General features: G+C 71.6%; 21 protein-coding genes and 1 tRNA gene. 9 read left to right on the forward strand and 13 right to left on the reverse strand.

The window, feature by feature from the left end:
* Positions 1-224: 224 nt before the first annotated feature.
* Together DI272_RS31710 and DI272_RS31715 are read left to right on the forward strand one after the other, a co-directional pair.
* Positions 225-638, forward strand: a complete 414-nt coding sequence (locus DI272_RS31710; RefSeq protein ID WP_109501154.1) for a hypothetical protein — start codon at positions 225-227, stop codon at positions 636-638.
* 92 nt (positions 639-730) lie between these two features.
* Positions 731-1,600, forward strand: coding sequence for a spermidine synthase (locus DI272_RS31715; RefSeq protein WP_109498602.1), 870 nt, complete (start codon positions 731-733; stop codon positions 1,598-1,600).
* Between the two features lie 88 nt (positions 1,601-1,688).
* Here the strand turns inward: DI272_RS31715 and DI272_RS31720 are convergent, their stop codons facing one another.
* The 3 genes from DI272_RS31720 to DI272_RS31730 form a co-directional block, all read right to left on the reverse strand.
* Positions 1,689-2,297, reverse strand: a complete 609-nt coding sequence (locus tag DI272_RS31720; RefSeq protein WP_109498603.1) for a TetR family transcriptional regulator — start codon at positions 2,295-2,297, stop codon at positions 1,689-1,691.
* Positions 2,294-3,841: an MFS transporter gene (locus DI272_RS31725; RefSeq protein ID WP_109498604.1), complete on the reverse strand. Its 1,548-nt coding sequence runs from the start codon at positions 3,839-3,841 to the stop codon at positions 2,294-2,296. Before DI272_RS31725 ends, DI272_RS31720 begins: the two co-directional genes overlap by 4 nt.
* Positions 3,842-3,942: 101 nt before the next feature.
* The gene (locus DI272_RS31730) at positions 3,943-4,476 is read right to left on the reverse strand and encodes a hypothetical protein (RefSeq protein ID WP_109498605.1); all 534 of its coding nucleotides are present in this window, start codon (positions 4,474-4,476) and stop codon (positions 3,943-3,945) included.
* Between the two features lie 131 nt (positions 4,477-4,607).
* On the opposite strand from DI272_RS31730, the gene DI272_RS31735 reads away from it, so the two are divergent.
* The 3 genes from DI272_RS31735 to DI272_RS31745 all read left to right on the forward strand — a co-directional run bounded on the left by DI272_RS31735 (position 4,608) and on the right by DI272_RS31745 (position 8,259).
* A complete protein-coding gene (locus DI272_RS31735; RefSeq protein ID WP_109498606.1) occupies positions 4,608-5,297 on the forward strand; it encodes a response regulator transcription factor in 690 nt (229 codons plus the stop codon).
* Entirely contained in the window at positions 5,294-6,691 is a 1,398-nt protein-coding gene (locus DI272_RS31740; RefSeq protein ID WP_109498607.1) for a HAMP domain-containing sensor histidine kinase, read from the forward strand. Before DI272_RS31735 ends, DI272_RS31740 begins: the two co-directional genes overlap by 4 nt.
* A gap of 107 nt (positions 6,692-6,798) precedes the next feature.
* Positions 6,799-8,259: a cellulose binding domain-containing protein gene (locus tag DI272_RS31745; protein ID WP_109498608.1), complete on the forward strand. Its 1,461-nt coding sequence runs from the start codon at positions 6,799-6,801 to the stop codon at positions 8,257-8,259.
* A gap of 108 nt (positions 8,260-8,367) precedes the next feature.
* Here DI272_RS31745 and DI272_RS31750 read toward each other — a convergent pair whose 3' ends face one another.
* From DI272_RS31750 to DI272_RS31765, 4 genes are all read right to left on the reverse strand, one after another.
* Positions 8,368-9,804, reverse strand: coding sequence for a GH1 family beta-glucosidase (locus tag DI272_RS31750; RefSeq protein WP_109498609.1), 1,437 nt, complete (start codon positions 9,802-9,804; stop codon positions 8,368-8,370).
* A gap of 100 nt (positions 9,805-9,904) precedes the next feature.
* The gene (locus DI272_RS31755) at positions 9,905-10,801 is read right to left on the reverse strand and encodes a carbohydrate ABC transporter permease (RefSeq protein WP_109498610.1); all 897 of its coding nucleotides are present in this window, start codon (positions 10,799-10,801) and stop codon (positions 9,905-9,907) included.
* 11 nt (positions 10,802-10,812) lie between these two features.
* Complete coding sequence (locus DI272_RS31760) at positions 10,813-11,823, reverse strand: carbohydrate ABC transporter permease (RefSeq protein ID WP_109498611.1); 1,011 nt, start codon at positions 11,821-11,823, stop codon at positions 10,813-10,815.
* A 5-nt stretch (positions 11,824-11,828) separates the two neighbouring features.
* Positions 11,829-13,145: an ABC transporter substrate-binding protein gene (locus DI272_RS31765; protein ID WP_109498612.1), complete on the reverse strand. Its 1,317-nt coding sequence runs from the start codon at positions 13,143-13,145 to the stop codon at positions 11,829-11,831.
* Positions 13,146-14,027: 882 nt separating this feature from the next.
* Between DI272_RS31765 and DI272_RS31770 the strand changes: the two genes are divergently transcribed.
* Both DI272_RS31770 and DI272_RS46055 read left to right on the forward strand, forming a co-directional pair.
* Positions 14,028-15,083: a LacI family DNA-binding transcriptional regulator gene (locus DI272_RS31770; RefSeq protein ID WP_109498613.1), complete on the forward strand. Its 1,056-nt coding sequence runs from the start codon at positions 14,028-14,030 to the stop codon at positions 15,081-15,083.
* 421 nt (positions 15,084-15,504) lie between these two features.
* On the forward strand, positions 15,505-15,738 hold the full coding sequence (locus tag DI272_RS46055; RefSeq protein ID WP_309221677.1) for a hypothetical protein: 234 nt from the start codon (positions 15,505-15,507) through the stop codon (positions 15,736-15,738).
* Here DI272_RS46055 and DI272_RS31780 read toward each other — a convergent pair.
* Positions 15,724-16,242, reverse strand: a complete 519-nt coding sequence (locus DI272_RS31780) for a GNAT family N-acetyltransferase (RefSeq protein ID WP_258314744.1) — start codon at positions 16,240-16,242, stop codon at positions 15,724-15,726. The two genes, DI272_RS46055 and DI272_RS31780, sit on opposite strands and share 15 nt — an antisense overlap.
* 118 nt (positions 16,243-16,360) lie before the next feature.
* A complete protein-coding gene (locus tag DI272_RS31785) occupies positions 16,361-16,936 on the reverse strand; it encodes a TetR family transcriptional regulator (protein ID WP_258314745.1) in 576 nt (191 codons plus the stop codon).
* A gap of 86 nt (positions 16,937-17,022) precedes the next feature.
* Here DI272_RS31785 and DI272_RS31790 point away from each other — a divergent pair, with 86 nt between their 5' ends.
* On the forward strand, positions 17,023-17,427 hold the full coding sequence (locus DI272_RS31790; protein WP_258314746.1) for a nuclear transport factor 2 family protein: 405 nt from the start codon (positions 17,023-17,025) through the stop codon (positions 17,425-17,427).
* Positions 17,428-17,458: 31 nt separating this feature from the next.
* Here DI272_RS31790 and DI272_RS31795 read toward each other — a convergent pair.
* The 4 genes from DI272_RS31795 to DI272_RS31810 form a co-directional block, all read right to left on the reverse strand.
* Positions 17,459-17,531 (reverse strand) — tRNA-His (locus DI272_RS31795).
* Positions 17,532-17,646: 115 nt separating this feature from the next.
* Positions 17,647-18,249, reverse strand: coding sequence for an oligoribonuclease (gene orn / locus DI272_RS31800; protein WP_109498615.1), 603 nt, complete (start codon positions 18,247-18,249; stop codon positions 17,647-17,649).
* A gap of 148 nt (positions 18,250-18,397) precedes the next feature.
* Positions 18,398-19,591: a helix-turn-helix domain-containing protein gene (locus DI272_RS31805; RefSeq protein WP_109498616.1), complete on the reverse strand. Its 1,194-nt coding sequence runs from the start codon at positions 19,589-19,591 to the stop codon at positions 18,398-18,400.
* Between the two features lie 377 nt (positions 19,592-19,968).
* Positions 19,969-20,283, reverse strand: coding sequence for a hypothetical protein (locus tag DI272_RS31810; RefSeq protein WP_109498617.1), 315 nt, complete (start codon positions 20,281-20,283; stop codon positions 19,969-19,971).
* A gap of 310 nt (positions 20,284-20,593) precedes the next feature.
* Between DI272_RS31810 and DI272_RS31815 the strand changes: the two genes are divergently transcribed.
* Positions 20,594-21,121, forward strand: a complete 528-nt coding sequence (locus DI272_RS31815; RefSeq protein WP_109498618.1) for a universal stress protein — start codon at positions 20,594-20,596, stop codon at positions 21,119-21,121.
* The last annotated feature ends 83 nt before the right edge of the window (positions 21,122-21,204 follow it).

Here is a 21,204-nt window from a genome sequence, read left to right on the forward strand (position 1 = left end):
CACCCTGGTTCCGGCGGGCAAGAACGTACCTGCTGTGCCGGACCCGCCACGCGGTGTTTGGCTACAAACCGGATATCTCATCCAGGATCTGCCATGAACTGCCATCCTTTGCGGCTGACTTCCGCCGTAGCCGTTGACGCGGCCGCGCGTTGAACTCCGTGGACCGGGAGCAGCCCGACTCCCGACCCGCTCGTCCAAGGAGGGGTTCCGTGGTGCAGGCCGGGATGGAGACCAGCCAGAGCGTCGAGACGCGCGCGTCGCTGACGGAGTACGGCGGACCACCGGTTCCGGAGGCCGGCTGCGACCTCGTCACCGTGTCGGCCCGGCAGGGGCTGGAGGCGGTCGACATCCTGCGGCGCGGCGCCGGGGACGCGGTGGGGCCCGTACTGCACGACGACGGCGGGCACACCCTCGGCTTCGTGGTCCCGCCGGGGACGGCGGCCGCCTGGGACGTCCCGGGCAGCACCTGCACGGAGACCAACGGACGCGGGCTGCGGCTCAACCCGGAGCCGCCGGTGGAAGGCTCGGACTGGCTGCTGCCGCCCGGCGAGGCCGACCTCGCGACCGACCCGGCGGTGCTGCGGGCCGCGCTCGGGGAGGCCGCGCGGCTGATCGAGGCGGCGGACAACTGCCGGTGACGGCCGGGGAGGGCGCCGTGGCCGAGCCCCGGCGCACCGGGGGCGCCGCAGCCGGGCGCGCCTGAGGGCCCGCCCCTTGCGACAATGGCCCCATGGCAAGGTCCCGCAGCTCCCGGCGCACAGCCGCCACCGTCGAACCCGTCGTGGAACCCGTCGACGGCGGACTCGCCGAGCTCATCCCCGACCGGGAGCGCGCGCGGGCCTGGACGCTGCTCATCGACGGGGCCCCGCAGTCGCACGTCGACCTCGACGACCCCGCCCGGCTCACCTTCGAGTACCAGCGCCGCCTCGGCCATGTCATCGACCTCGTCGCCCCGCCCGGCAAGCCGGTGCACGCCGTGCATCTCGGCGGCGGCGCCCTCACCCTCGCCCGGTACACCGCCGCGACCCGCCCCCGCTCCACCCAGCAGGTCGTCGAACGGGACGCGGCCCTCGTCCAACTGGTCCGCCGGGAGCTGCCGTTGGACCCCAACGCCCGCATCCGGGTGCGGGCCGTCGACGCCCGGGAGGGGCTCGGCAAGGTGCTGGACGGCTGGGCCGACCTCGTCATCGCCGATGTGTTCAGCGGGGCGCGCACCCCGGCCCACCTGACCTCGACCGAGTTCCTGGACGAGGTCCGCAGAACCCTCAGGCCGGGCGGCGTCTACGCCGCCAACCTCGCCGACGGCCCCCCGCTCGCCCATCTGCGCGGCCAGATCGCCACCGCCGCCGCCCGCTTCGAGCACCTCGCCCTGGTCGCCGACCCGACGGTGCTGCGCGGCAAACGCTTCGGCAATGCCGTCCTCGTCGCCTCCGACACCGCCCTGCCGATCGCGGAACTGACCCGCCGGGCGGCCTCGGACCCGCACCCCGGCCGGGTCGAACACGGCCGCGCCCTCCTGGACTTCACCGGCGGGGCGGCCCCGGTGACGGACGCGGCAGCGGTCGCCTCACCGGCGCCGCCGCCTTCCGTCTTCCGCTGACAGCCGACAACAGGCGCCCGACAACAGGCGCCCGGCAACAGGCGACTGCCAAGAGGCAGCGGGCAGCCGGCAACTGGCAGCGGCGGGCTCAGAAGTCCAACCCCCGCGTCAGCAGCGGCAGGTGCTGTGCGTAGAGCGCCGCCAGATCCTCCTTTCCGTCCCCTTCCACCCAGTGCCGTACGAGCGTCGTGAACACGGCGATGAGGGCGGCGGCCGCGCACCTGATCTCCAGATCGGTCGCGTCCCGGCCGGTGCGTTCGGCGATGACCTCGGCCATGGCCCGTTCGCTGCGCTCCTGTTCGACCACGTTGGCGGCGCGGATCGCCGGGTCGGTGAAGGTGAGGCGGGACCGCAGGAGCAGATCCTCGCGGTCCTCCGCGAGCATCGCGCCGAGCGAACCCGAGAGGGAGGCCAGGATCGCGTCCACGATCGGCTCGTCGGCGGGGCGGGAGCGGACCGCCTCGGCGAGGGCGGGGTCGTACTCGTCCTGGATGACCACGTCCTCCTTGGCGGGGAAGTACCGGAAGAACGTGCTCGACGAGACCTCCGCCGCGTCCGCGATCTGGTCGACCGTGGTCGCCTCGTACCCGTGCTCGGCGAAGAGGCGGTAGGCCTCGCGCCGGATGCGTTCCCGGGTCTGCTTCTTCTTGCGCTCCCGCAGGCCGAGGGGCGCGGCGGAGGTCTCGTGCGTCGTCATGCGACCGATTCTGCGGGCTCGGGCACGGACCGGGCCACCGTGCGGGAGCAGGGGACCGGGCCGGGCAGGAACCGCGCGGCCAGGACGGCGGCGAGCAGGGCGATCGCCCCGCAGACGACCAGGACCAGGTTCATGCCGTGCACGAAGGCCTCGTGGGCCTGGGTGGCGAGGCCCGGGTCGTTCAGCTGTGCCGCCACTGCGTCCGCGCCGGAGACCGAGTCGCGGGCCGTGTCCGCCGCGTCGGTGGGCAGACGGGCGGTGTCGAGGCGGGCCAGGTAGCCGTATCCGAGCAGGCTGCCGAGGCCGGCGACGCCGAGGACCGAGCCGAGCTGCTGGACGGTCTCCAGGAGGCTGGTGCCGGAGCCGGTTCCCTCGCCGGGCAGCGCGCCCATGACCAGGCTGGTCGCCGGGACGACGGCCAGGCCGAAGCCGAGCCCGGTCAGGGAGAGCCACAGGGCGGTGAAGCCGTAGCCGTCGCCGGTGTCCGTGGTGGCGCCCAGCAGGACGCCGGCCGCGAGCAGGGCGAGGCCGAACGGGACGACCGTACGGGCGCCGAGCCGCGGGACCACCGACTCGCTGAGCGTGGCCGCGGCCATCAGGCCGCCGATCAAAGGGAGTACGCGGATGCCGGTGCCGAGGGCGTCGTTGCCGAGGACGGCCTCCAGGTACTGCGGGACGACGAACAGGATGCCCATCACCGCGAAGTTGACGAAGACGGCGATCAACGTGCCCCACAGGAACCGGCGGTCGGCGAACAGCTTCAGGTCGACGATCGGCTGCGCGGTGCGGCGCTCGTGCCGGACGAACGCGGTCAGCAGGGCGGTCGCGGCGACGAGCGAGACGAGGACGGGGGGACCGGTCCAGCCGTCGCGCGGGATCAGGATCGTGCCGTGGACGAGCGCGATGATGCCGAGGCCGCCGAGGACGGTGCCGAGGGTGTCGAAGGCGGCCGTGGTGGTGCGCCGTTCGTCGCGCGGCAGCAGCCACAGGCCCGCGAGCAGGGCGAGCGCGGCGACGGGCAGGTTGAACAGGAACACTGAGCCCCACCAGAAGTGGTCGAGGAGCCAGCCGCCCACGACGGGGCCCACGGGCATGCCGAGTGCGGTGGCGGCGGTCCAGACGGCGACGGCCTTGGGCAGCTCGTCCTTGGCGAAGACGCGCGGCAGGATCGCCATGGACAGCGGCATGATCGCGGCGGCACCGAGGCCGAGGACGGCCCGCGCGGCGATGATCTGGCCGGGCGAGTCGGCGAACGCGCCACCGAGCGAGGCGAGACCGAACAGGCCGATGCCGGACAGCAGCAGCCGCTTGTGGCCGTAGCGGTCGCCGAGCACGCCGACCGGGAGCATCGCGACGGACAGGGCGAGCAGATAGCCGCCGCCGATCCACTGCAGCTGCGAGCTGTCGGCGTGGAGTTCGCCCGCCATGGTCGGCAGGGCGACGTTGATGACGGTCCCGTCGAGGCCGACGATCAGCACGCTCAGGGTGAGCGCGGCGAGCGCGAGCCAGCGGCGGGGGGACGGGCGCGGAGCGAGTGCGGTCATGGGGACCTCCCCTAGGAAGCGGCCTTAGTGAAAGGCTACCGCCAAATGGAAGTCGACTGTCAATATGTAGTTGTCTCTCAGTTGATGGTGGACTTCCTTGTCTAGTACGTCCCCACCTCCACCCGCGGCGCGCTGTCGTGCCACGTGCAGAACACCGACACCCGGTCCGCGCCGGAGGCGAACTCCACCCGGATCCACGTCTCCGTCTTCCACACCTGCATCGACCAGCCCGCGGCCGGTGTCGCCGACACGAGCGACGCGGAGGATCTGCCGAGGGAGAAGACGGCCCGTCCGCCGTCGGTGTCGTAGCTCTTGACCTGGCCCGACGCGGTGGGGCTCGCGGTCGGGGAGGGTGTCCTCGACGGGGACGGCGTGGGGGAGGTCCTCGGGGAGGCGCTTCCCGACGCGGACCCGGACCCTGACCCGGAGCCGGACGCCGACGGGGACGGGCGGGCCGTCGACGACGCCAGCGGCCTGGAGTCCTGCGTGGTCTGCTCCGCGACCGTGATGGGCAGGGCGCGGGGCGGATCGTAGGCGGTGCCCGCCATGACCGTGTGCACGCCCCACCACGACAACGTGACCGCCGCGCCCGTGGCGAGCGACCAAGCCAGTACGTGTACGAGTCCTCTGCGCATCGCCGGTCATACTGCCTCACGCGTCCCACCGGACGCACCTGCCCGCAGTTGTCCACAGGGCGCGCCGGGGGTGCCGCGAAGTTGTCCACAGGCTCGGCTGCGGCTCGCCCGCATGGCGTACGGTGCGGCGCATGGCAAGTGTGCTCGTGGTCGAGGACGACCAGTTCGTACGCTCGGCGCTCATCCGGCATCTGACCGACGCCGCCCACACGGTGCGGAGCGTCGGCACGGCGCTGGAGGCGCTGCGCGAGGTCGCCCATTTCCGTTTCGACGTCGTCATCCTCGACCTCGGTCTGCCCGACCTGGACGGGTCCGAGGCGCTGAAGATGCTGCGCGGGATCACCGACGTGCCCGTGATCATCGCCACCGCCCGGGACGACGAGGCGGAGATCGTCCGGCTGCTGAACGCGGGCGCGGACGACTACCTCACCAAGCCCTTCTCGGTCGAGCACCTGTCCGCGCGGATGGCCGCCGTCCTGCGCCGGTCCCGGGCCGCCGTGGGTGAGGCGGCCCCCGAGTCCGTGCTGCGCGTCGGCGGCCTCACCGTCGACCCGCTGCGCCGCCAGGCCGAGCTGGACGGCGTACGCCTCGACCTCACCCGCCGCGAGTTCGACCTGCTCGCCTTCCTCGCCGGGCGGCCCGGTGTCGTCGTCCCCCGCAAGGAACTGCTCGCCGAGGTGTGGCAGCAGTCCTACGGCGACGACCAGACCATCGACGTCCATCTGTCGTGGCTGCGGCGGAAGCTCGGGGAGACGGCGGCTCAGCCGCGCTATCTGCACACTCTCCGGGGCGTCGGCGTGAAGCTGGAGCCACCGCTGTGAGATGGGCACTGGTCAAGGTCTGCCTCGCCGTCACCACCATGGTCGTGGTCGCCTTCGCGATCCCGCTCGGCCTCGTCATCAAGGAGATGGCCCGCGACCGCGCCTTCTCCAACGCCGAGCGGGAGGCCGCCGCCGTCGCCCCGGCCCTGTCCATCACCACCGACCGGGACCAGTTGGAGCGGGTCGTCGCCTCCGCGGGCTCGGAGGACGGGATGGCCGTGCACATACCCGCGAGCGGCGGCGGCCCGGCCGTGGACATCGGACGGCAGCGCGCCGCCGCCGGCGACGTGGCGACCGTGCGGAGGCTCGGTCGGGCCTCCACCACCGAGGTGCCCGGCGGCTCCACGCTGCTCCAGCCCGTCGCGCTGAGCTCCGGCGAGATCGCGGTCGTCGAGGTGTACGTCCCCGAGGCCGAGGTCAGCAACGGCGTGGCCACGGCCTGGGCGGTGCTCGCCGGCGTCGGCGTCGCGCTGATCGTCGGCTCGGTCGCGGTCGCCGACCGGCTGGGCGTACGGATGGTGCAGCCCGCGCAGAAGCTGGTCGAGAGCGCGCACGAGCTGGGGGAGGGCAAGCTCGGGGCCAGGGTGCCCGAGGAGGGACCCGTCGAACTGCGGCTGGCCGCGGTCGCGTTCAACTCCATGGCCGACCAGGTCGTCCAACTGCTCGCCAACGAGCGGGAACTGGCGGCCGACCTGTCCCACCGCCTCCGTACCCCCCTGACCGTGCTGCGGCTCAACGCCGCCTCGCTCGGGGACGGGCCCGCCGCCGAGCAGACCCGGGCCGCGGTCGCCCAGCTGGAGCGGGAGGTCGACACCATCATCCGGACCGCCCGGGAGGCCAAGCCGCAGACCGTGGCCGCCGGTCCCGGCGCCGGGTGCGACGCCGCCGAGGTGGTGCGCGAGCGCATGGCGTTCTGGTCGGCGCTCGCCGAGGACGAGGGGCGCAAGGTGCGGGTGGCGGGCGTCGAGCGCCCGGTGCGGATACCCGTGGCCCGCGCCGACCTGGCCGCCGCCCTGGACGCCCTGCTGGGCAACGTCTTCCGGCACACCCCCGAGGGCACCGCCTTCGCGGTCGACGTGCACAACGGCGAGGACGCGGTGATCGTGCTCGTCTCCGACGCGGGGCCCGGCATAGCCGACCCCGAGGCGGCGATGGCCCGCGGGCGCGGCTCCGGCAGCGCGGGGTCCACCGGGCTCGGCCTCGACATCGTGCGCCGGCTCGCCGAGGAGACCGGCGGGGACGTCCGGATCGGTTCCTCGGTCCTCGGCGGCACCGAGGTGCGGATCTGGATCCAGCTGGACAGGCGGGTGCCGGAGCGCCGGGGACACCGGGTGCGCAGGCGCCGTACCGGCCGATTGGTCTCGACCTTTAACCGTCCCCGATCCCATCCTTAAGCGCACCCTAAGATCGCCAACCCCCGTCCGGATCAGGCACTTTGCCCGATTCCGGGTCGCTAGCGTGCTGCCGCACCCCACCCCCGAACAACGAAGGCAGGCACGCCATGAGCACGCACCGGCGCAAGGTGAGCGGCAGAAACAAGGTGATCGCCGGGGCCGTCGCCGCGGCCGTGGTCGGTGGCGGCGCGATCCTGCTCACCGGCACCGCCCAGGCCGCCGGGATCGGCGCCGCCTACACCAGGACCAGTGACTGGTCGACGGGTTACACCGCCCAGTACGTCGTGACCAACAACAGCGGCGCCACGGACGCCGACTGGAAGCTGGAGTTCGACCTGCCCGCGGGCTCGAAGCTGAGCTCGCTCTGGAACGCCGAGTCGAGCGTGAGCGGGCAGCACGTCACCGTGACCTCGGCCAAGTGGGACGCCGACGGCCTGGCCGCCGGCGAGTCCGTCACGGTCGGCTTCGTCGTCAACGGCACCGGCGCGCCGACCGGCTGTCGCATCGACGGCGCCTCCTGCTCCACGGACGCCACCGCGACACCGGAACCGACCGGCCGCCCCACGGAAACGGCCTCCCCGTCCCCGACGCCGACCAGCAAGCCCACCAGCACGGCGACCCCCACCCCCACCGCCACGGCGAGCCCCAGCCAGAGCTCCGGCACCGGCACCACCACGAACGCCGGCTTCGCCCCCTACGTCGACACCTCCCTCTACCCGGCCTTCGACCTGGTCGCGAGCGCCGCGGCCACCGGCGTGAAGGACTACAACCTCGCCTTCGTCACCGACGGCGGCGGCTGCACCCCGAAGTGGGGCGGTGTCACCGACCTCGCGAGCGACGCGGTCGCCGCGCAGATCGGCGCCCTGCGCGCCAAGGGCGGCGACGTCCGGGTCTCCTTCGGCGGCGCGGCGGGCAGCGAACTGGCGACGACCTGCTCGTCGGCGGACGCGCTGGCGGCGGCGTACGGGAAGGTCGTGGACACCTACGACCTCACCAAGGTCGACTTCGACGTCGAGGGCGGCGCGCTGCCCAACACGACCGCGAACACCAACCGCGCCAAGGCGATAGCCAAGCTCCAGGCACAACACCCGGACCTGGACGTCTCCTTCACCCTCCCCGTCATGCCCGAGGGCCTCACCCAGGACGGCGTGAACCTGCTGGCCGACGCCAAGAGCAACGGCGTCGGCATCGACACCGTCAACATCATGGCCATGGACTACGGCGCCTCCTACAGCGGCGACATGGGCACCTACGCCGAACAGGCCGCGACGGCCACGCAGGCCCAGGTGAAGAGCGTGCTGGGGCTGAGCGACAGCGCCGCATGGAAGGCCGTGGCAGTGACGCCCATGATCGGTGTCAACGACGTCACCAGCGAGATCTTCAAGGTCGAGGACGCCACCCAGCTGGTGGCCTTCGCCAAGTCCAAGGGCCTCGGCTGGCTGTCCATGTGGTCCGCCACCCGCGACAAGCAGTGCTCCGGCGGCGCCAAGACCTACGCCGACGCCACGTGCAGCTCCATCGTCCAGGACGAGCACGCGTTCTCGAAGGCGTTCGCGGCCTACAACTGACCCTCCGCCCCCCCCACGGAGAAAAGGCGGGGCGCGGCATCCCCCTCGGATGCCGCGCCCCTCCCCTTTTCCCCATCCCCGGGGGTGGCAGGACACCCCCGGCGGCTCCTAGACCTCCGCGACCGGAGGCAGCGTCCCCGTACGCGCCGCCTGCCCATACCACAGGGCACTCGACTTCGGCGTGCGCGCGAGGGTCGTGTAGTCGACGTAGACCGCGCCGAAGCGCTTCTCGTAGCCGTACGCCCACTCGAAGTTGTCCATCAGGGACCACAAGAAGTAGCCGCGCACGTCCGCGCCCTCCGCGATGGCACGGCGGACCGCACGCAGATGGCCGTGCAGGTAGGCGATCCGCTCGGGGTCGTGGACGCGGCCGTCGGGGTCGGGCTTGTCGTCGTAGGCCGCGCCGTTCTCCGTGATGTACAGGGGCAGACCCGGGGCCTCACGCGAGTAGCGCATGATCAGGTCGTGCAGGCCCGTCGGGTCGATGGTCCAGCCCATCTCCGTGCGCTCGCCCGGCGTCTGGTGGAAGGCGACGTCGTCCGCGGCCGGCCAGGGCGAGTGGTCGCTGGAGCCGTGGCCGTCGGCGCGCGGGCCCGCGGCGTCCGGGTCGGCCGCCGACACCAGCGTCGGCGTGTAGTAGTTGAGGCCGAGCGCGTCCAGCGGCTGGTTGATCAGGGCGAGGTCGCCGTCCTGGACGTAGGACCAGTCGGTGAGCGATTCCGTCGCCGCGAACAGCGACGCCGGGTACGCGCCGTGCAGCATCGGACCGTGGAAGATCCCGTTGGCCAGGTCGTCGATCTTCCGTACCGCGGCCAGGTCGGCCGGGTCCTGCGAAAGCGGCCTGACCACGGACGAGTTGAGGCTCACCGCGACCGAGTTGCGGGCCGGCATGACCGTCCGCAGGGCCGAAGCGCCCAGGCCGTGCGCCAGGTTGAGGTGGTGCGCCGCCTTCAGCGAGGCCGCCGGGTCGGTGCGGCCCGGCGCGTGGACGCCGGACGCGTAGCCCAGGAAGGCACTGCACCACGGCTCGTTGAGGGTGATCCACTGCTCCACCCGGTCGCCGAGCGCCTCGCCGACGATCTGCGCGTACTCCGCGAACCGGTACGCCGTGTCGCGCTCCGGCCAGCCGCCCGCGTCCTCCAGCTCCTGCGGCAGGTCCCAGTGGTAGAGGGTGACGGCGGGCTTGATGCCCTTCGCCAGCAGCTCGTCGACCAGCCGGCGGTAGAAGTCCAGACCCCGCTGGACCGCCGGCCCGCGGCCGGTCGGCTGGACGCGCGACCAGGAGATCGAGAAGCGGTACGCGGTGAGCCCGATCTCCGCCATCATCGCCACGTCGTCGCGGTAGCGGTGGTAGTGGTCGACAGCGATGTCACCGTGCTCGCCGCCCGCGGTCTTGCCGGGCGTATGGCTGAAGGTGTCCCAGATCGACGGCGTACGGCCGTCCTCCCGCGCCGCCCCCTCGATCTGGTACGCGGAGGTCGCGGCGCCCCAGAGGAAGGCGGGAGGAAAGGTCACCGGGGTCGCCGGCGTTGCGGGTTCAGGCATGGAAGCGCTCCCATAGGAGGTCGTGGAGACCGACGGGTAGATGAGGGGGAGGAGAGGGGGGCCGAGGCGGCGGTGACCCGGCCCCCGGGAAAGCAGGCGGTCAGCCCTTGACGGCGCCCTGCATGATGCCGCCGACGATCTGCTTGCCGAAGATCGCGAAGACCACCAGCAGCGGCAGCGTGCCGAGCAGCGCGCCCGCCATGATCAGGGACTGGTCGGGGGTGTAGCCGCGGCCCAGGCCCGCGACCGCGACCTGCACGGTCGGGTTGCCGTTCTGGGTGAGCACCAGGAACGGCCACAGGAAGTCGTTCCAGGTCTGCACGAACATCAGCATGCCGAGCACGGCCATCGCGGGCCGGGCGGCCGGGAACACCACGTGCCAGATGACCCGCCAGCTGCTCGCGCCGTCCACCCGGGCCGCCTCGATGATCTCGTCCGGCAGCGCCTGAAGCAGGTACTGCCGCATGAAGAACACGCCGAACGCGCTGACCAGCGAGGGCAGGATCACCGCCTGGAGCTGGTCGGACCAGTCGAGCTTGGCGACCATCATGTACAGCGGGATCACGCTCAGCTGCGGCGGCACCATCATCGTGCCGATCACGATCAGCATCAGGGCGTTGCGGCCCTTGAACCGCAGTTTGGCGAAGGCGAATCCGGCGATCGTCGACAGGATGACGATGGTGATTGCCGAAACCCCCGCCACGAACGTGGTGTTGATGAACGCCTCGCCCAGGTTGGCGTCGTTCCAGGCGATCTCCAGCTTGTCGAACAGGCCCCCGCCGAACCACAGCGGCGGCGGGTTCTGCGCGAGGCGCTGGTTGTCGCGGGACGCGGCGATCGCGGTCCACACCAGCGGGAACAGCGAGCCGATGGTGAACAGGGCGAGGATGATGTACGCGATCGGACCGGCGTGCAGCGTGCCGCCCGCGCGGGCCGACCTGGGGCGCCGGGGGCGCTTCGCCTCGTCGGCCGGCGGTTTGGTGAGTGTCGTCGTCACGGCCGGTTCTCCTAACTACTGGCGCGCAGCCGGCGCGAGATGACGAAGTTGATGATCCCGATGACGATGAGGATCAGGAACATCGTCCAGGCGATCGCGGAGGCACGGCCCAGGTGCTGGTTGACCCAGCCCTGCTCGTACAGGTACAGGCCGAGCGTCTGGAACTGGTGCTGGGATCCGCCGGAGGCCCCCTTGTTCGCGTCGAACAGCAGCGGCTCACCGAAGAGCTGGGAGGCGCCGATGGTCGAGACGACCACGGTGAACAGGATCGTCGGCCGCAGCGACGGCAGCGTCACATGGAAGAACTGCTGCCAGCGGCTGGCCCCGTCCAGGGCCGCGGACTCGTACAGGTCCTGCGGGATCGCCTGCATCGCCGCCAGATAGATCAGCGCGTTGTAGCCGGTCCAGCGCCAGATGACGATCGAGGAGACCGCGATCTGCGAGGCCCATTTGTCGTTCTGCCAGTCGATGTGGTCGATGCCGATCTGCCCGAGCACCCAGTTGATCATGCCGTAGTCGCGGCCGAACAGCAGGACGAAGACGAGCGAGGCGGCGGCGATCGACGTCGCGTACGGCGCCAGCATCGCGACCCGGTAGAAGGTCGAGCCGCGCAGCTTGTAGTTGAGGATGTGCGCGAGGCCCATCGCCATCAGCAGCTGCGGGACCGTCGAGATGATCCCGATGGTCAGCGTGTTCTTCGCCGCGTTCCAGAAGAAGTCGTCGTCGAAGATCCGCGTGTAGTTCCGGAATCCCACCCAGTGCATGTCGGTGGGCGCGGTCAGCTCCACCTGATGCAGCGAGGCCCACCCGGTGTAGATCAGCGGGAACAGGCCGAACGCCATGAACAGCAGGAAGAACGGCGAGACGAAGGCGTACGGGCTCCAGCGCACGTCGCGCTGCCAGCGCCGGGACAGGCGGGCCCGTCGGCGCTCCTCGGCCGGGTTCTCCGCGGGCGGGCGGGCCGGGGCCGCGCCCCCCTCCTTGGCGGGGGACGCGGCGGCGGTGTCGTGCCCAGTGGTCATACGGGTCACTGGTCCAGGTTGTTGTCGATGGTCTTGACGGCGTTGTTCCAGGCGTCCTTGGGCGACTTGCCCTGGGTCACCAGGACCACACCGTTGTCGGTCAGGCCCTGCTGGATGATCTGGTCCTTCGGGCCGATCGTCTGGACCGGGATGTTCTTGGCGGCCTCGGCGAAGATCGTGCCGATCGGCGCGTCACCGGTCATGTCGTTCTTGGCGCTCTTCACCGCGGCCGAGTCGTACGCGGCCGGGGTGCTCGGGAAGCTGCCCTGCACGGCGAAGAGCTTGGCCTGCTGCTCCGGGGCGGTCAGCCAGGCGGCGAGCTTGGCGGCCTCCTCGGTGTTCTTGCCGGACTTGGGCACGGTCAGGAAGGAACCGCCCCAGTTGCCGGACTTCGGCGCCTGGGCGACGTCCCACTTGCCCTTGGCGTCGTCCTTCGACTTGCCCTTGATGTAGCCGAGCATCCACGGCGGGCAGGACATCGCCGCGAACTTGCTGTTGGCGATGGTGGTGTCCCAGGCGGGCTGGAACTGCGTCTGGTTGCCGACCAGTCCGGCCTCGGCGGCATCGGCGGTGAGGTCGAAGGCGGCCTTCACGGCCGGGTTGGTCTTGTAGATGACCTTGCCGGAGGCGTCGTAGAACCGCTCCTTCTCACTGCTGACGATGGCCTGCAGCAGACCGCCGGGGGAGTCCAGGAAGGTCGTCCCGTTGGCCTTCTTCTGGTACTGCTTGCCGACGTCGACGAACTTCTCCCAGCTGCCCGCCCACAGCTTGCCGACCTCCTCGCGGTCGGTCGGCAGACCGGCCTTCTGGAAGAGGTCCTTGCGGTAGCAGATGGCCATCGGGCCGACGTCGGTGCCGACGCCGACGGTCTGGCCGCCCTGGGTCGTGGCCTGCTGCCACTTCCACTCCAGGTAGTCGCTCTTCTTGCCGTACTTCGACAGGTCGAGCAGCTTGGCGGACTGGGTCTGGACGACCTCGGCGATGTTGCCGACCTCGACCATCTGGATGTCCTGGAGGCCGCTGTTGGTCGTGAGGTGGTTGATGAGCGCGGGGTAGTAGTTCTCGTTGCGCTCCACGACCGTCTGCTCGATGTGGATGTTCGGGTGGAGCTTCTCGTACTCCTTGTACAGGCCGGACTCCTTGAAGCCGGCGGTGCCGAAGAGGCCGAGCGTGATGGTCGTCTTGCCGCCACCGCCCGACGATTCCGATCCGTTGTCGTCGTTGCCGTCGTCGGCACAGCCGGCCAGCAGCCCGGCGCCCAGCGACGCCACGGCCGCCAGAACCACCACCCTGCGACGGGCGGTTCGGGTACGTGCTCGCATTGAGTCCTCCTGTTGCCCTGACGTGCCGACCCCCCGGCCAACTGCATTGTTGGGCCCGTTAGTTCTCGCGGCGGCTCGGGCGGGGAACGTGCGGGATGTGTATGTGTCAGGTACTGTGGGAGCGCTCCCACCAGTGATGAGTTGAAGAGTCGTCGGTCTCGGCGGGGGTGTCAAGGGCACGGACAGTGCGATATCGCTTCGAGATGTTTCTGTGGCTGAACCCATGACCCCGGGCGCCCGGTGCCGGGGGCACGGACGAGCGGGGCGGAGGCGGGCCTTCCGGGCCGTGTTCGCTCGTTGCAGGGAGGTTGGTCTGTTCGTATGCGATGTGTCCAGTACCCGGACGGCACGGCCGGTGCGTGGCGGGCGGCGCAGGTCAGCCCGGCACCGGCGGCGCCGCGGGCAGCCGCCCGCGGAACGGCCCTGCGCGCTTGCAACGAGGCCGCCGTGCGGGCGCCCGAGGGCGCGCTCGCGCACTCCGCGCACGAGACCTCCGCTCGGTGCGGGCACGGGCCCGAGGGGTTCGGGAACCGCGGCGAAGCGGAGGCGCGAGCCACCCGGTGTCCGGCCGGCCGGCGGGCCGGTGCGCGCACAGTGCCGCGTGCAAGTCTGAACGCACAGGGCATCGGCGGGCAGGCGCGGAAACGGAAGCGGAAGGGCGGGCACCGTCCCATTCTGTTCCGTCGGCAGCCGGTGCCGCCGAGGCCGGGCCGGGTGTCCGGCACCGGTGGCCCGGGACGGCGGGAAGGGCGGGAAGCGCCGGCCGGTGCCACGGGCCGGCGGGCCCGAAAGCGGTGCGAGGCGTTCGCCCCCGGACCCGGGGCCGATCACGACTGTTAGATTCCAGGCCAACGTAGGTTCGACGGCGGGAGGCGGAGCCACATGGCAAGCCACGGGGCGCGAGCTCGGAGCGGTGGCCGGCCCACCCTCGAAGAGGTGGCCGCACGCGCCGGGGTCGGGCGGGGCACGGTCTCCCGGGTGATCAACGGCTCGCCGCGGGTCAGCGACGCGACCCGGGCGGCGGTGGAGGCCGCGGTCGCGGAACTCGGGTACGTCCCCAACACGGCGGCCCGCGCCCTCGCGGCCAACCGTACGGACGCGATCGCGCTGGTCGTCCCCGAGCCGGAGACCCGGTTCTTCGCGGAGCCGTACTTCTCGGACATGCTCAAGGGTGTCGCGGCGGAACTGTCCGACACCGAGATGCAGTTGCTGCTGATCTTCGCGGGCAGCGACAAGGAGCGCCGCCGACTGGCCCAGTACCTGGCCGCCCACCGGGTCGACGGCGTCCTGCTGGTCTCGGTCCACGCCGACGACCCGCTGCCCGACCTGCTGTCCCAGCTGGAGATCCCGGCGGTGATCAGCGGCCCCCGGTCAGCGGGGGAGACGCTGCCGTCGGTGGACTCGGACAACTACGGCGGCGCCCGGCAGGCCGTCGAACACCTGCTGTCCCGCGGCCGCCACCGGATCGCCCACATCACCGGCCGCCTCGACGTGTACGGCGCCCAGCGCCGTGTCGACGGCTACCGCGACGCGCTGCGGGACGCCGGGCAGGTGGCGGACGAGGCCCTGATCGAGCCGGGCGACTTCACCGAGGAGGGCGGCACCCGGGCGATGGCGGCACTGCTGTCCCGCCGCCCCGACCTCGACGCGGTCTTCGCCGCCTCCGACGTCACCGCGGCCGGCGCCCGCCAGGCGCTGCGGGAGGCGGGCCGCCGCATCCCCGAGGACGTCGCCCTGGTCGGCTACGACGACTCCGCCATCGCCCGCCACATGGACCCGCCCCTCACCAGCGTCCGCCAGCCCATCGCGGAGATGGGCCGCCACATGATCAACCTCCTCCTGAGCGAGATCGCGGACCGCCGCCCGGCGGCGTCCCGCGAGCTGGACCGACGGCAGGTGGAGCTGGTGACGGAGCTGGTGGCGCGGGCGTCCTCGTGACCCCTCATCCGCTGCTGGAGGTCACCGGGGTTCCGCGGGTGGAGCCGTACCTCCGGCGCGTGGGGGAGATCTTCCGCGTCTTCCGCGCCCACGACTCGGGCAATGTGTCGTACGGCGTCAGGCTCGCCGACGGCACCCGCTGGTTCGTCAAAGTGCCGGTCACCACCCGGGCCCAGGCCTCCCTCGACCGGGCCTGGGCGGTCCATCAGGCAGTACGGCATCCGGCGATCGTCCCGCAGCCACCACGGCCGCACGGTCCCCTCCCACGACGCACCGGTGCAGCCTGGTCGCCGTCGACTTCTACGACGGCTCGCTCCTGTACGACTTCGAGGGCGCCGGACTCCATCTCATCGACCTCGACGAGTACCGGCCAGGTCCGTTCGTCCTGGACGCGGACCGGCTCCCCGGTTCCCGCCGTTTCATGGCCCCCGAGGAGTGGCGCCGCGGTTCGGTCATCGACACCCGTACGACCGTCCATGTCCTCGCCCGCGCCGCCCGCCTCCTCCTGGACGCCGGTGCGGACGAGCGTGCCTTCCGGGGCACGGCGGCACAGCTGGCGGTGCTGGAGCGGGCGACCCGGGCGGACCCGGGGGAACGGTACGGCCAGGTGGGCGAGTTGGCGGATGCGTGGCGGGCCGTCTCACGCGTTCAGTGACAGCCGCCACACCGTCTCGCCCTCGTGTTCCTCCTCCGTCGGCGACAGGCCCGCTGCCCTCGCCACCGCCTGTGACGCGGTGTGGGACGGGTGGATGTGGGCGGTGACCGTGCGGACGTAGTGGCGGACCAGCCAGGCGACCAGGGCGCGGGACGCTTCGGCGGCGTAGCCGTGGCCCTGCCAGGGGGTGCCGACGATCCAGGCGATCTCGGCCTCGCGGTGGCCGGTGACCGTGGCCTGGACGGTGCCGATGAGCCGGTCCTCGGTGCGGTGGCGCAGGACCCAGTTGTGCCAGGAGACCGTGGGGTGCGGGGAGCCGGCGACCAGGCGTTCGTAGCGGTCCCGGAGCTCCTCGGAGGTGAGGGGCGCGCCGCCGATGAAGGTGTGCAGCGCCGGGTCCCCGAGTACGGCGGCCATCTCCTCGGCGTGGGTGACGCTCAGGGGGAGCAGGTCCAGGCGGGGGGTGTGGATCGCGCCGGTGGGCGCGGGAGCGGGCTCGGTCACCGTCGGGATTGTAGGGCCCGTTGCGGACGTCCCGCCTGCCTCACGACGCCCGGCACGCATGCTCGCCGCCCTGGGTGCCGGTGCGGCCCCCGGCGTATGCCGGACTCGTCGGCGGCCGTCAAGTCGCTTCCTGGGTAAGTGACTTGAAGGCGGGGCGGAGCACCGCGGCGATCCGGTCGGCGGGGGCTTCGCGGAGGGCGGGCAGGGCGAGGAGCTGGTGCCCGATGGTGATGCCGACCATGGCGGTGACGACCAGCGCGGCGCGCAGTTCCGCGTCCTCGGCGGCGGGCAGCGCGGCGGCGAGGGAGTCGATCTGCCCGCCCATCGCCCGGCGCGCGTGATCCGCCGCGTCGGGATCGGTGAGCATCGAGCGCAGCGTGGCCAGGGTGCCGTCGGGCAGCCCGCCGAGCTTGATGTCCAGCGAGGTGAGGAGCTGGTCGACGAGCGCCTCCGGGTCGCTCCCGCCGGGCGGCGGGCCGGCCGTCCGCACCGCCTCGGCGAACAGGTCCCGCTTGGTGCCGAAGTGCTGCATGACCAGCGCCGGGTCCACCCGCGCCGCGGCGGCCACCGCCCGGACGGTGGTCCGCTCGAAGCCGCGCTCGGCGAACAGGGCACGGGCGCTGTCCAGGATGCGGGCCCGGGTGGCGAGACGTCGTTCGGCCCGGGTCGGGGCGGGTTCCGGCAGATCGGTCACCAGCTCACTCTACAAGCGTTGACCGAAACCGAGGGCGGGACTACGCTCCCTCACTCAACAAGTGTTGAGCGAGTGGAGTGATCAAGGTGCTGAGCCCACGTGAGGTACTGGCCCGCTACCACCAGGCCATGCGGGACAAGTCCGCCGACGGCCTGGCGGACCTGTACGCGCCGGACGCGGTGCACGAGTTCCCGTTCGCCACCCCCGGCTTCCCGCCGCGCTACGCGGGCCGGGAGGAGGTCCGGGCGGGATACCGGGCCGCCTGGGGCGCCAGCCCGGTGCGGGTGGAGGAGGTCCGGGACGTGGTCGTCCACGAGACCCGTGATCCGGAGGTGATCGTCGCCGAGCACACGGTCGTCGCGTCGGTGCCGGGCCGAGAGGGCGGATTCCGTGTGCCGGGGCTGCTGGTCCTGCGGGTGCGGGACGGGCTGCTGGTCCAAGTCCGCGACTACATGGACGGGTTCGGGGTGCGCAACGCAATCAGCCGGTGACCTCTTCCGAGGCCACCGGCTGATCAACCAGGGTGAGTGACGGGACTCGAACCCGCGGCATCCTGGACCACAACCAGGTGCTCTACCAGCTGAGCTACACCCACCATGACCGGCGTGGGACTTTGTGGTGTTCCCTACCGGCCGAGAAAAAGTGTACAGGGTCCGAAGGGGTGCTCGCGCACGGCTTTTACGGCGCCCCTCCGAAGGACCCTCACCCGGCTACTGAGCAGGCAGTACGTGCTTCGCCGCGATGGTCCGCGCGGTGTCCGAGTCGGGACCGGGCTGCGGTACGAAGATGGCCTCGCGGTAGTAGCGCAGCTCCGCGATGGACTCGCGGATGTCGGCGAGGGCGCGGTGGTTGCCGTTCTTCTCGGGGCTGTTGAAGTACGCCCGCGGGTACCAGCGGCGGGCCAGCTCCTTCACCGACGACACGTCGACGATGCGGTAGTGCAGGTAGCTCTCCAGCTCCGCCATGTCCCGGGCCAGGAAGCCGCGGTCGGTCCCCACCGAGTTGCCGCACAGGGGGGCCTTGCCGGGTTCCTTCACGTGCTCCCGGATGTAGGAGAGGACCTGCTCCTCGGCCTCGGGCAGCGTGGTGCCGCCGGCGAGCTCGTCGAGCAGTCCGGACGCGGTGTGCATCTGACGCACCACCTCCGGCATCGTCTCCAGCGCCCTGGCCGGCGGCCGGATGACGATGTCCACTCCATCGCCGAGTACGTTCAGCTCGGAGTCGGTGACGAGGGCGGCTACCTCGATGAGAGCGTCGTCGGACAGCGAGAGGCCGGTCATCTCGCAGTCGATCCACACCATGCGATCGTTCATGCGAACACCCTAAAGCTGGCGTCGCGGTTTGGGAGGACCGGTGGTGCAGCCAGTCTCCCGGCCGCGTGACGATGGTCAGGGCCACGGCATGGCTGAACGCCGGACGGGATCGGTCGATCATCCCGTCCGGCGTCAGGCGCTCAGCGCCTCAGGACCCGCTGCGCTGCCCCGGCAGGCTCGCCGACAGCTGCGCCCCGGAACCGACCGCGCTCGCCGCCGCCGTACGGCGGGTCTGGAGCGGGACCGGACCGGTCTCCGGATGGAGCAGCGGCGGCGGGCCGGAGGGGCCCGCGCCCGCCTCGGCGTCGGCAGGCTTGTCGTTCTGCGGCCGGCGCGCGCGGTACGCGGCCCGGTACGCGGCGGGCGACGAGCCCAGCTGGCGGCGGAAGTGCCCGCGCAGCGCCACCGGCGAACGGAAGCCGCAGCGGCCCGCGACCTCGTCCACCGAGTAGTCCGACGTCTCCAGCAGGCGCTGGGCCTGCAGCACCCGCTGGGTGATCAGCCACTGGAGCGGGGCCGACCCGGTCAGCGAGCGGAAGCGGCGGTCGAACGTACGACGGCTCATGTACGCCCGTGCCGCCAGCGTCTCCACGTCGAACTGTTCGTGGAGGTGCTCCAGCGCCCAGGCGACGACCTCGGCGAGCGGGTCGGCGCCGATCTCCTCGGGTAAAGACCTGTCGAGGTAGCGCTCCTGACCGCCCGACCGGCGCGGGGGCACGACCAGACGCCGGGCCAGTGCGCCCGCCGCCTCGTTGCCGTGGTCCGTCCGCACGATGTGCAGACAGAGGTCGATCCCGGCCGCCGTACCGGCGGAGGTGAGCACGTCGCCGTCGTCCACGAAGAGCTCTCGCGGATCGACGTGGACCGACGGATAGCGCTTGGCCAGCGTCGGTGCGTACATCCAGTGTGTGGTCGCGGGGCGGCCGTCCAGCAGGCCCGCCGCGGCGAGGACGAAGGCGCCCGTGCACAGCCCGACGATGCGGGCGCCCTCCTCGTGCGCGCGACGCAGTGCGTCGAGCGCTTCCTCCGGCGGTGGCGAGGTGATCGAGCGCCAGGCCGGCACGACGACCGTGCCCGCCCGCGAGATCGCCTCCAGGCCATGTGGCGCGGTGAGTTCCAGGCCCCCTGTGGTCCGCAGTGGGCCTTCTTCGCCGCCGCACACCAGCAAGCGGTAGCGCGGCACGCCGGCGTCCTGGCGGTCGATCCCGAACACCGACAGCGGTATGGAACTCTCGAAGATGGGGCCGCCGCTGAACAGCAGCACCGCGACGATCTCCTTGCGGCGTCGCCCGGAAAGCTTCCGGGCCGCGGCTTCCGGCGCGGCGGTGGAGTCGTGGCTCATACTGCTAAGCCCCCCTCGGTGGTCGCGGCTCCTCGGTTGTGTCGCTCCTGCACGTTTCCCCTCGGTCCTGCACGAGTCCCCCGCCGTAAGACGTCAAGATCGAATCTACTGTGTCCCGTGGTGCCGGGGTGACCAGTTCGGCAACCGGCACATTGTCGACATGGCAACTTGGCGTGAAGCATTCGATCACGAAGCGTTGCACTCGCGGGCCGTGCAGGGAAGTGCGCCTCGTCGCGGTGGCCAATCCACGTAGGGTGCGGAGGGGCCCCGGGACCCTTTCCGTGCAGGTCGAACGGGGGGTGGGGGGTGTTACGGGCAACGGATGTGCGGAGCCGAGAAGTTGGCTGAAAAGATACGGGTCCGTGCGCGGAAACCGGTCAAGCGACCGGTGAGTTTCCCCCAGTGTGACGACCGCCTCGGTGCGCCCCGGTTCCGGTCCTGTGATGACGGCCGCGATGGGGTGCGCGTTCTTCGGCGAGCAGGCGTGCCGCGCCCCGCTCGGACTGGCGCAGCAGTACCCGGCAGACGGCCGTGACGGCGGCGAGGCCGAGGGCGGTGCCCGCGGCGCCGGCGAGCGAGGAGCCGTACCAGACGAGGACCACCGGGACGAGGACGCAACTGAAGGCCGCCCAGCGGACCACGTCCGTGGCGGAATCGGCGGAATCGGCGGAGGGCGGTCGGTGTCCGGACATGGCGTGCTCCCTGGGGGTGACTCGCCGGGTTCAACGTCTGTTCGAGCGGTCGGTCACTGCCCGCAGGGCCCTTCGGGGGCCACGGACGCTCGAATCCTGTGCAAACCGCCTGTACAGCGCAGCAACCATTGCGTTACGGGCGCCCACTCGTGCATGCTCCTTCGAACCCCCACCGACCGGGAGCGGGATCTGGGCGAAGGAGGCGTGCCGCCGTACCCTTGGGGGTATGGGGTTGGGAAGATGATTCCCGGACACAGCTCCGACGCACACTGTCGTCCCTCCCACTAAGGATCACAACGCCGAGACAGCCATGGCCGGTCACGAATTCTTCGAACCCGCGGACCGCAAGCGGCCCGTCGCCGACCCCACGGCGGCCGAGCCCCTGGCGGCCGAAGAGCCACGCCGTTCCTGCGACCCCGCCTTCAAGCACGGCGTCGTGGTGGGCTTCGACGGCTCCACGTCCAGTGAACGCGCCCTCGCGTACGCCATCGGCATGGCTCACCGCTCCGGCTCGGGCCTGATCATCGTCCACGTCGCCAACCGGCTGCCCACCACGGTGTGGGCGGGCTGTGAGCCGCCGGTGTTCGTGGATGTCCCGGACCACCGCACCGAGGTGCTCGGCCTTGAGCTCGCCTGCGCCGACTACCTCGCCGAGGTGCCCTGGATCCTCGTCGAGCGCGGCGGCGACATCTGCCACGAACTCGAAGAGGTCGGCCGGGAGTACGAGGCGGACGCGATCGTCGTCGGCTCGACGCACGGCATCGTGGGACGCATCTTCGGGTCGGTCGCGGGGCGGCTCGCGAAGCGGGCGAAGCGTCCTGTCATCGTGATTCCGTAACTCCCCGTCCTCGCAGGTGAGATGCGAACCGGGAACACCCGGCTCCCCTTGTGCAGCGCCCAAATCTACTGGCGCGTAGAGGT

This window comes from Streptomyces sp. Act143 (assembly GCF_003143935.1).
In the GTDB taxonomy this organism is placed as follows: Bacteria; Actinomycetota; Actinomycetes; order Streptomycetales; family Streptomycetaceae; genus Streptomyces.

Coding starts and splice junctions, on each gene's coding strand:
- DI272_RS31710 (WP_109501154.1), top strand. CDS start 225: ATGGAGACCAGCCAGAGCGTCGAGACGCGCGCGTCGCTGACGGAGTAC.
- DI272_RS31715 (WP_109498602.1), top strand. CDS start 731: ATGGCAAGGTCCCGCAGCTCCCGGCGCACAGCCGCCACCGTCGAACCC.
- DI272_RS31720 (WP_109498603.1), bottom strand. CDS start 2,297: ATGACGACGCACGAGACCTCCGCCGCGCCCCTCGGCCTGCGGGAGCGC.
- DI272_RS31725 (WP_109498604.1), bottom strand. CDS start 3,841: ATGACCGCACTCGCTCCGCGCCCGTCCCCCCGCCGCTGGCTCGCGCTC.
- DI272_RS31730 (WP_109498605.1), bottom strand. CDS start 4,476: ATGCGCAGAGGACTCGTACACGTACTGGCTTGGTCGCTCGCCACGGGC.
- DI272_RS31735 (WP_109498606.1), top strand. CDS start 4,608: ATGGCAAGTGTGCTCGTGGTCGAGGACGACCAGTTCGTACGCTCGGCG.
- DI272_RS31745 (WP_109498608.1), top strand. CDS start 6,799: ATGAGCACGCACCGGCGCAAGGTGAGCGGCAGAAACAAGGTGATCGCC.
- DI272_RS31750 (WP_109498609.1), bottom strand. CDS start 9,804: ATGCCTGAACCCGCAACGCCGGCGACCCCGGTGACCTTTCCTCCCGCC.
- DI272_RS31760 (WP_109498611.1), bottom strand. CDS start 11,823: ATGACCACTGGGCACGACACCGCCGCCGCGTCCCCCGCCAAGGAGGGG.
- DI272_RS31765 (WP_109498612.1), bottom strand. CDS start 13,145: ATGCGAGCACGTACCCGAACCGCCCGTCGCAGGGTGGTGGTTCTGGCG.
- DI272_RS31770 (WP_109498613.1), top strand. CDS start 14,028: ATGGCAAGCCACGGGGCGCGAGCTCGGAGCGGTGGCCGGCCCACCCTC.
- DI272_RS46055 (WP_309221677.1), top strand. CDS start 15,505: ATGGCCCCCGAGGAGTGGCGCCGCGGTTCGGTCATCGACACCCGTACG.
- orn (WP_109498615.1), bottom strand. CDS start 18,249: ATGAACGATCGCATGGTGTGGATCGACTGCGAGATGACCGGCCTCTCG.
- DI272_RS31805 (WP_109498616.1), bottom strand. CDS start 19,591: ATGAGCCACGACTCCACCGCCGCGCCGGAAGCCGCGGCCCGGAAGCTT.
- DI272_RS31810 (WP_109498617.1), bottom strand. CDS start 20,283: ATGTCCGGACACCGACCGCCCTCCGCCGATTCCGCCGATTCCGCCACG.
- DI272_RS31815 (WP_109498618.1), top strand. CDS start 20,594: ATGGCCGGTCACGAATTCTTCGAACCCGCGGACCGCAAGCGGCCCGTC.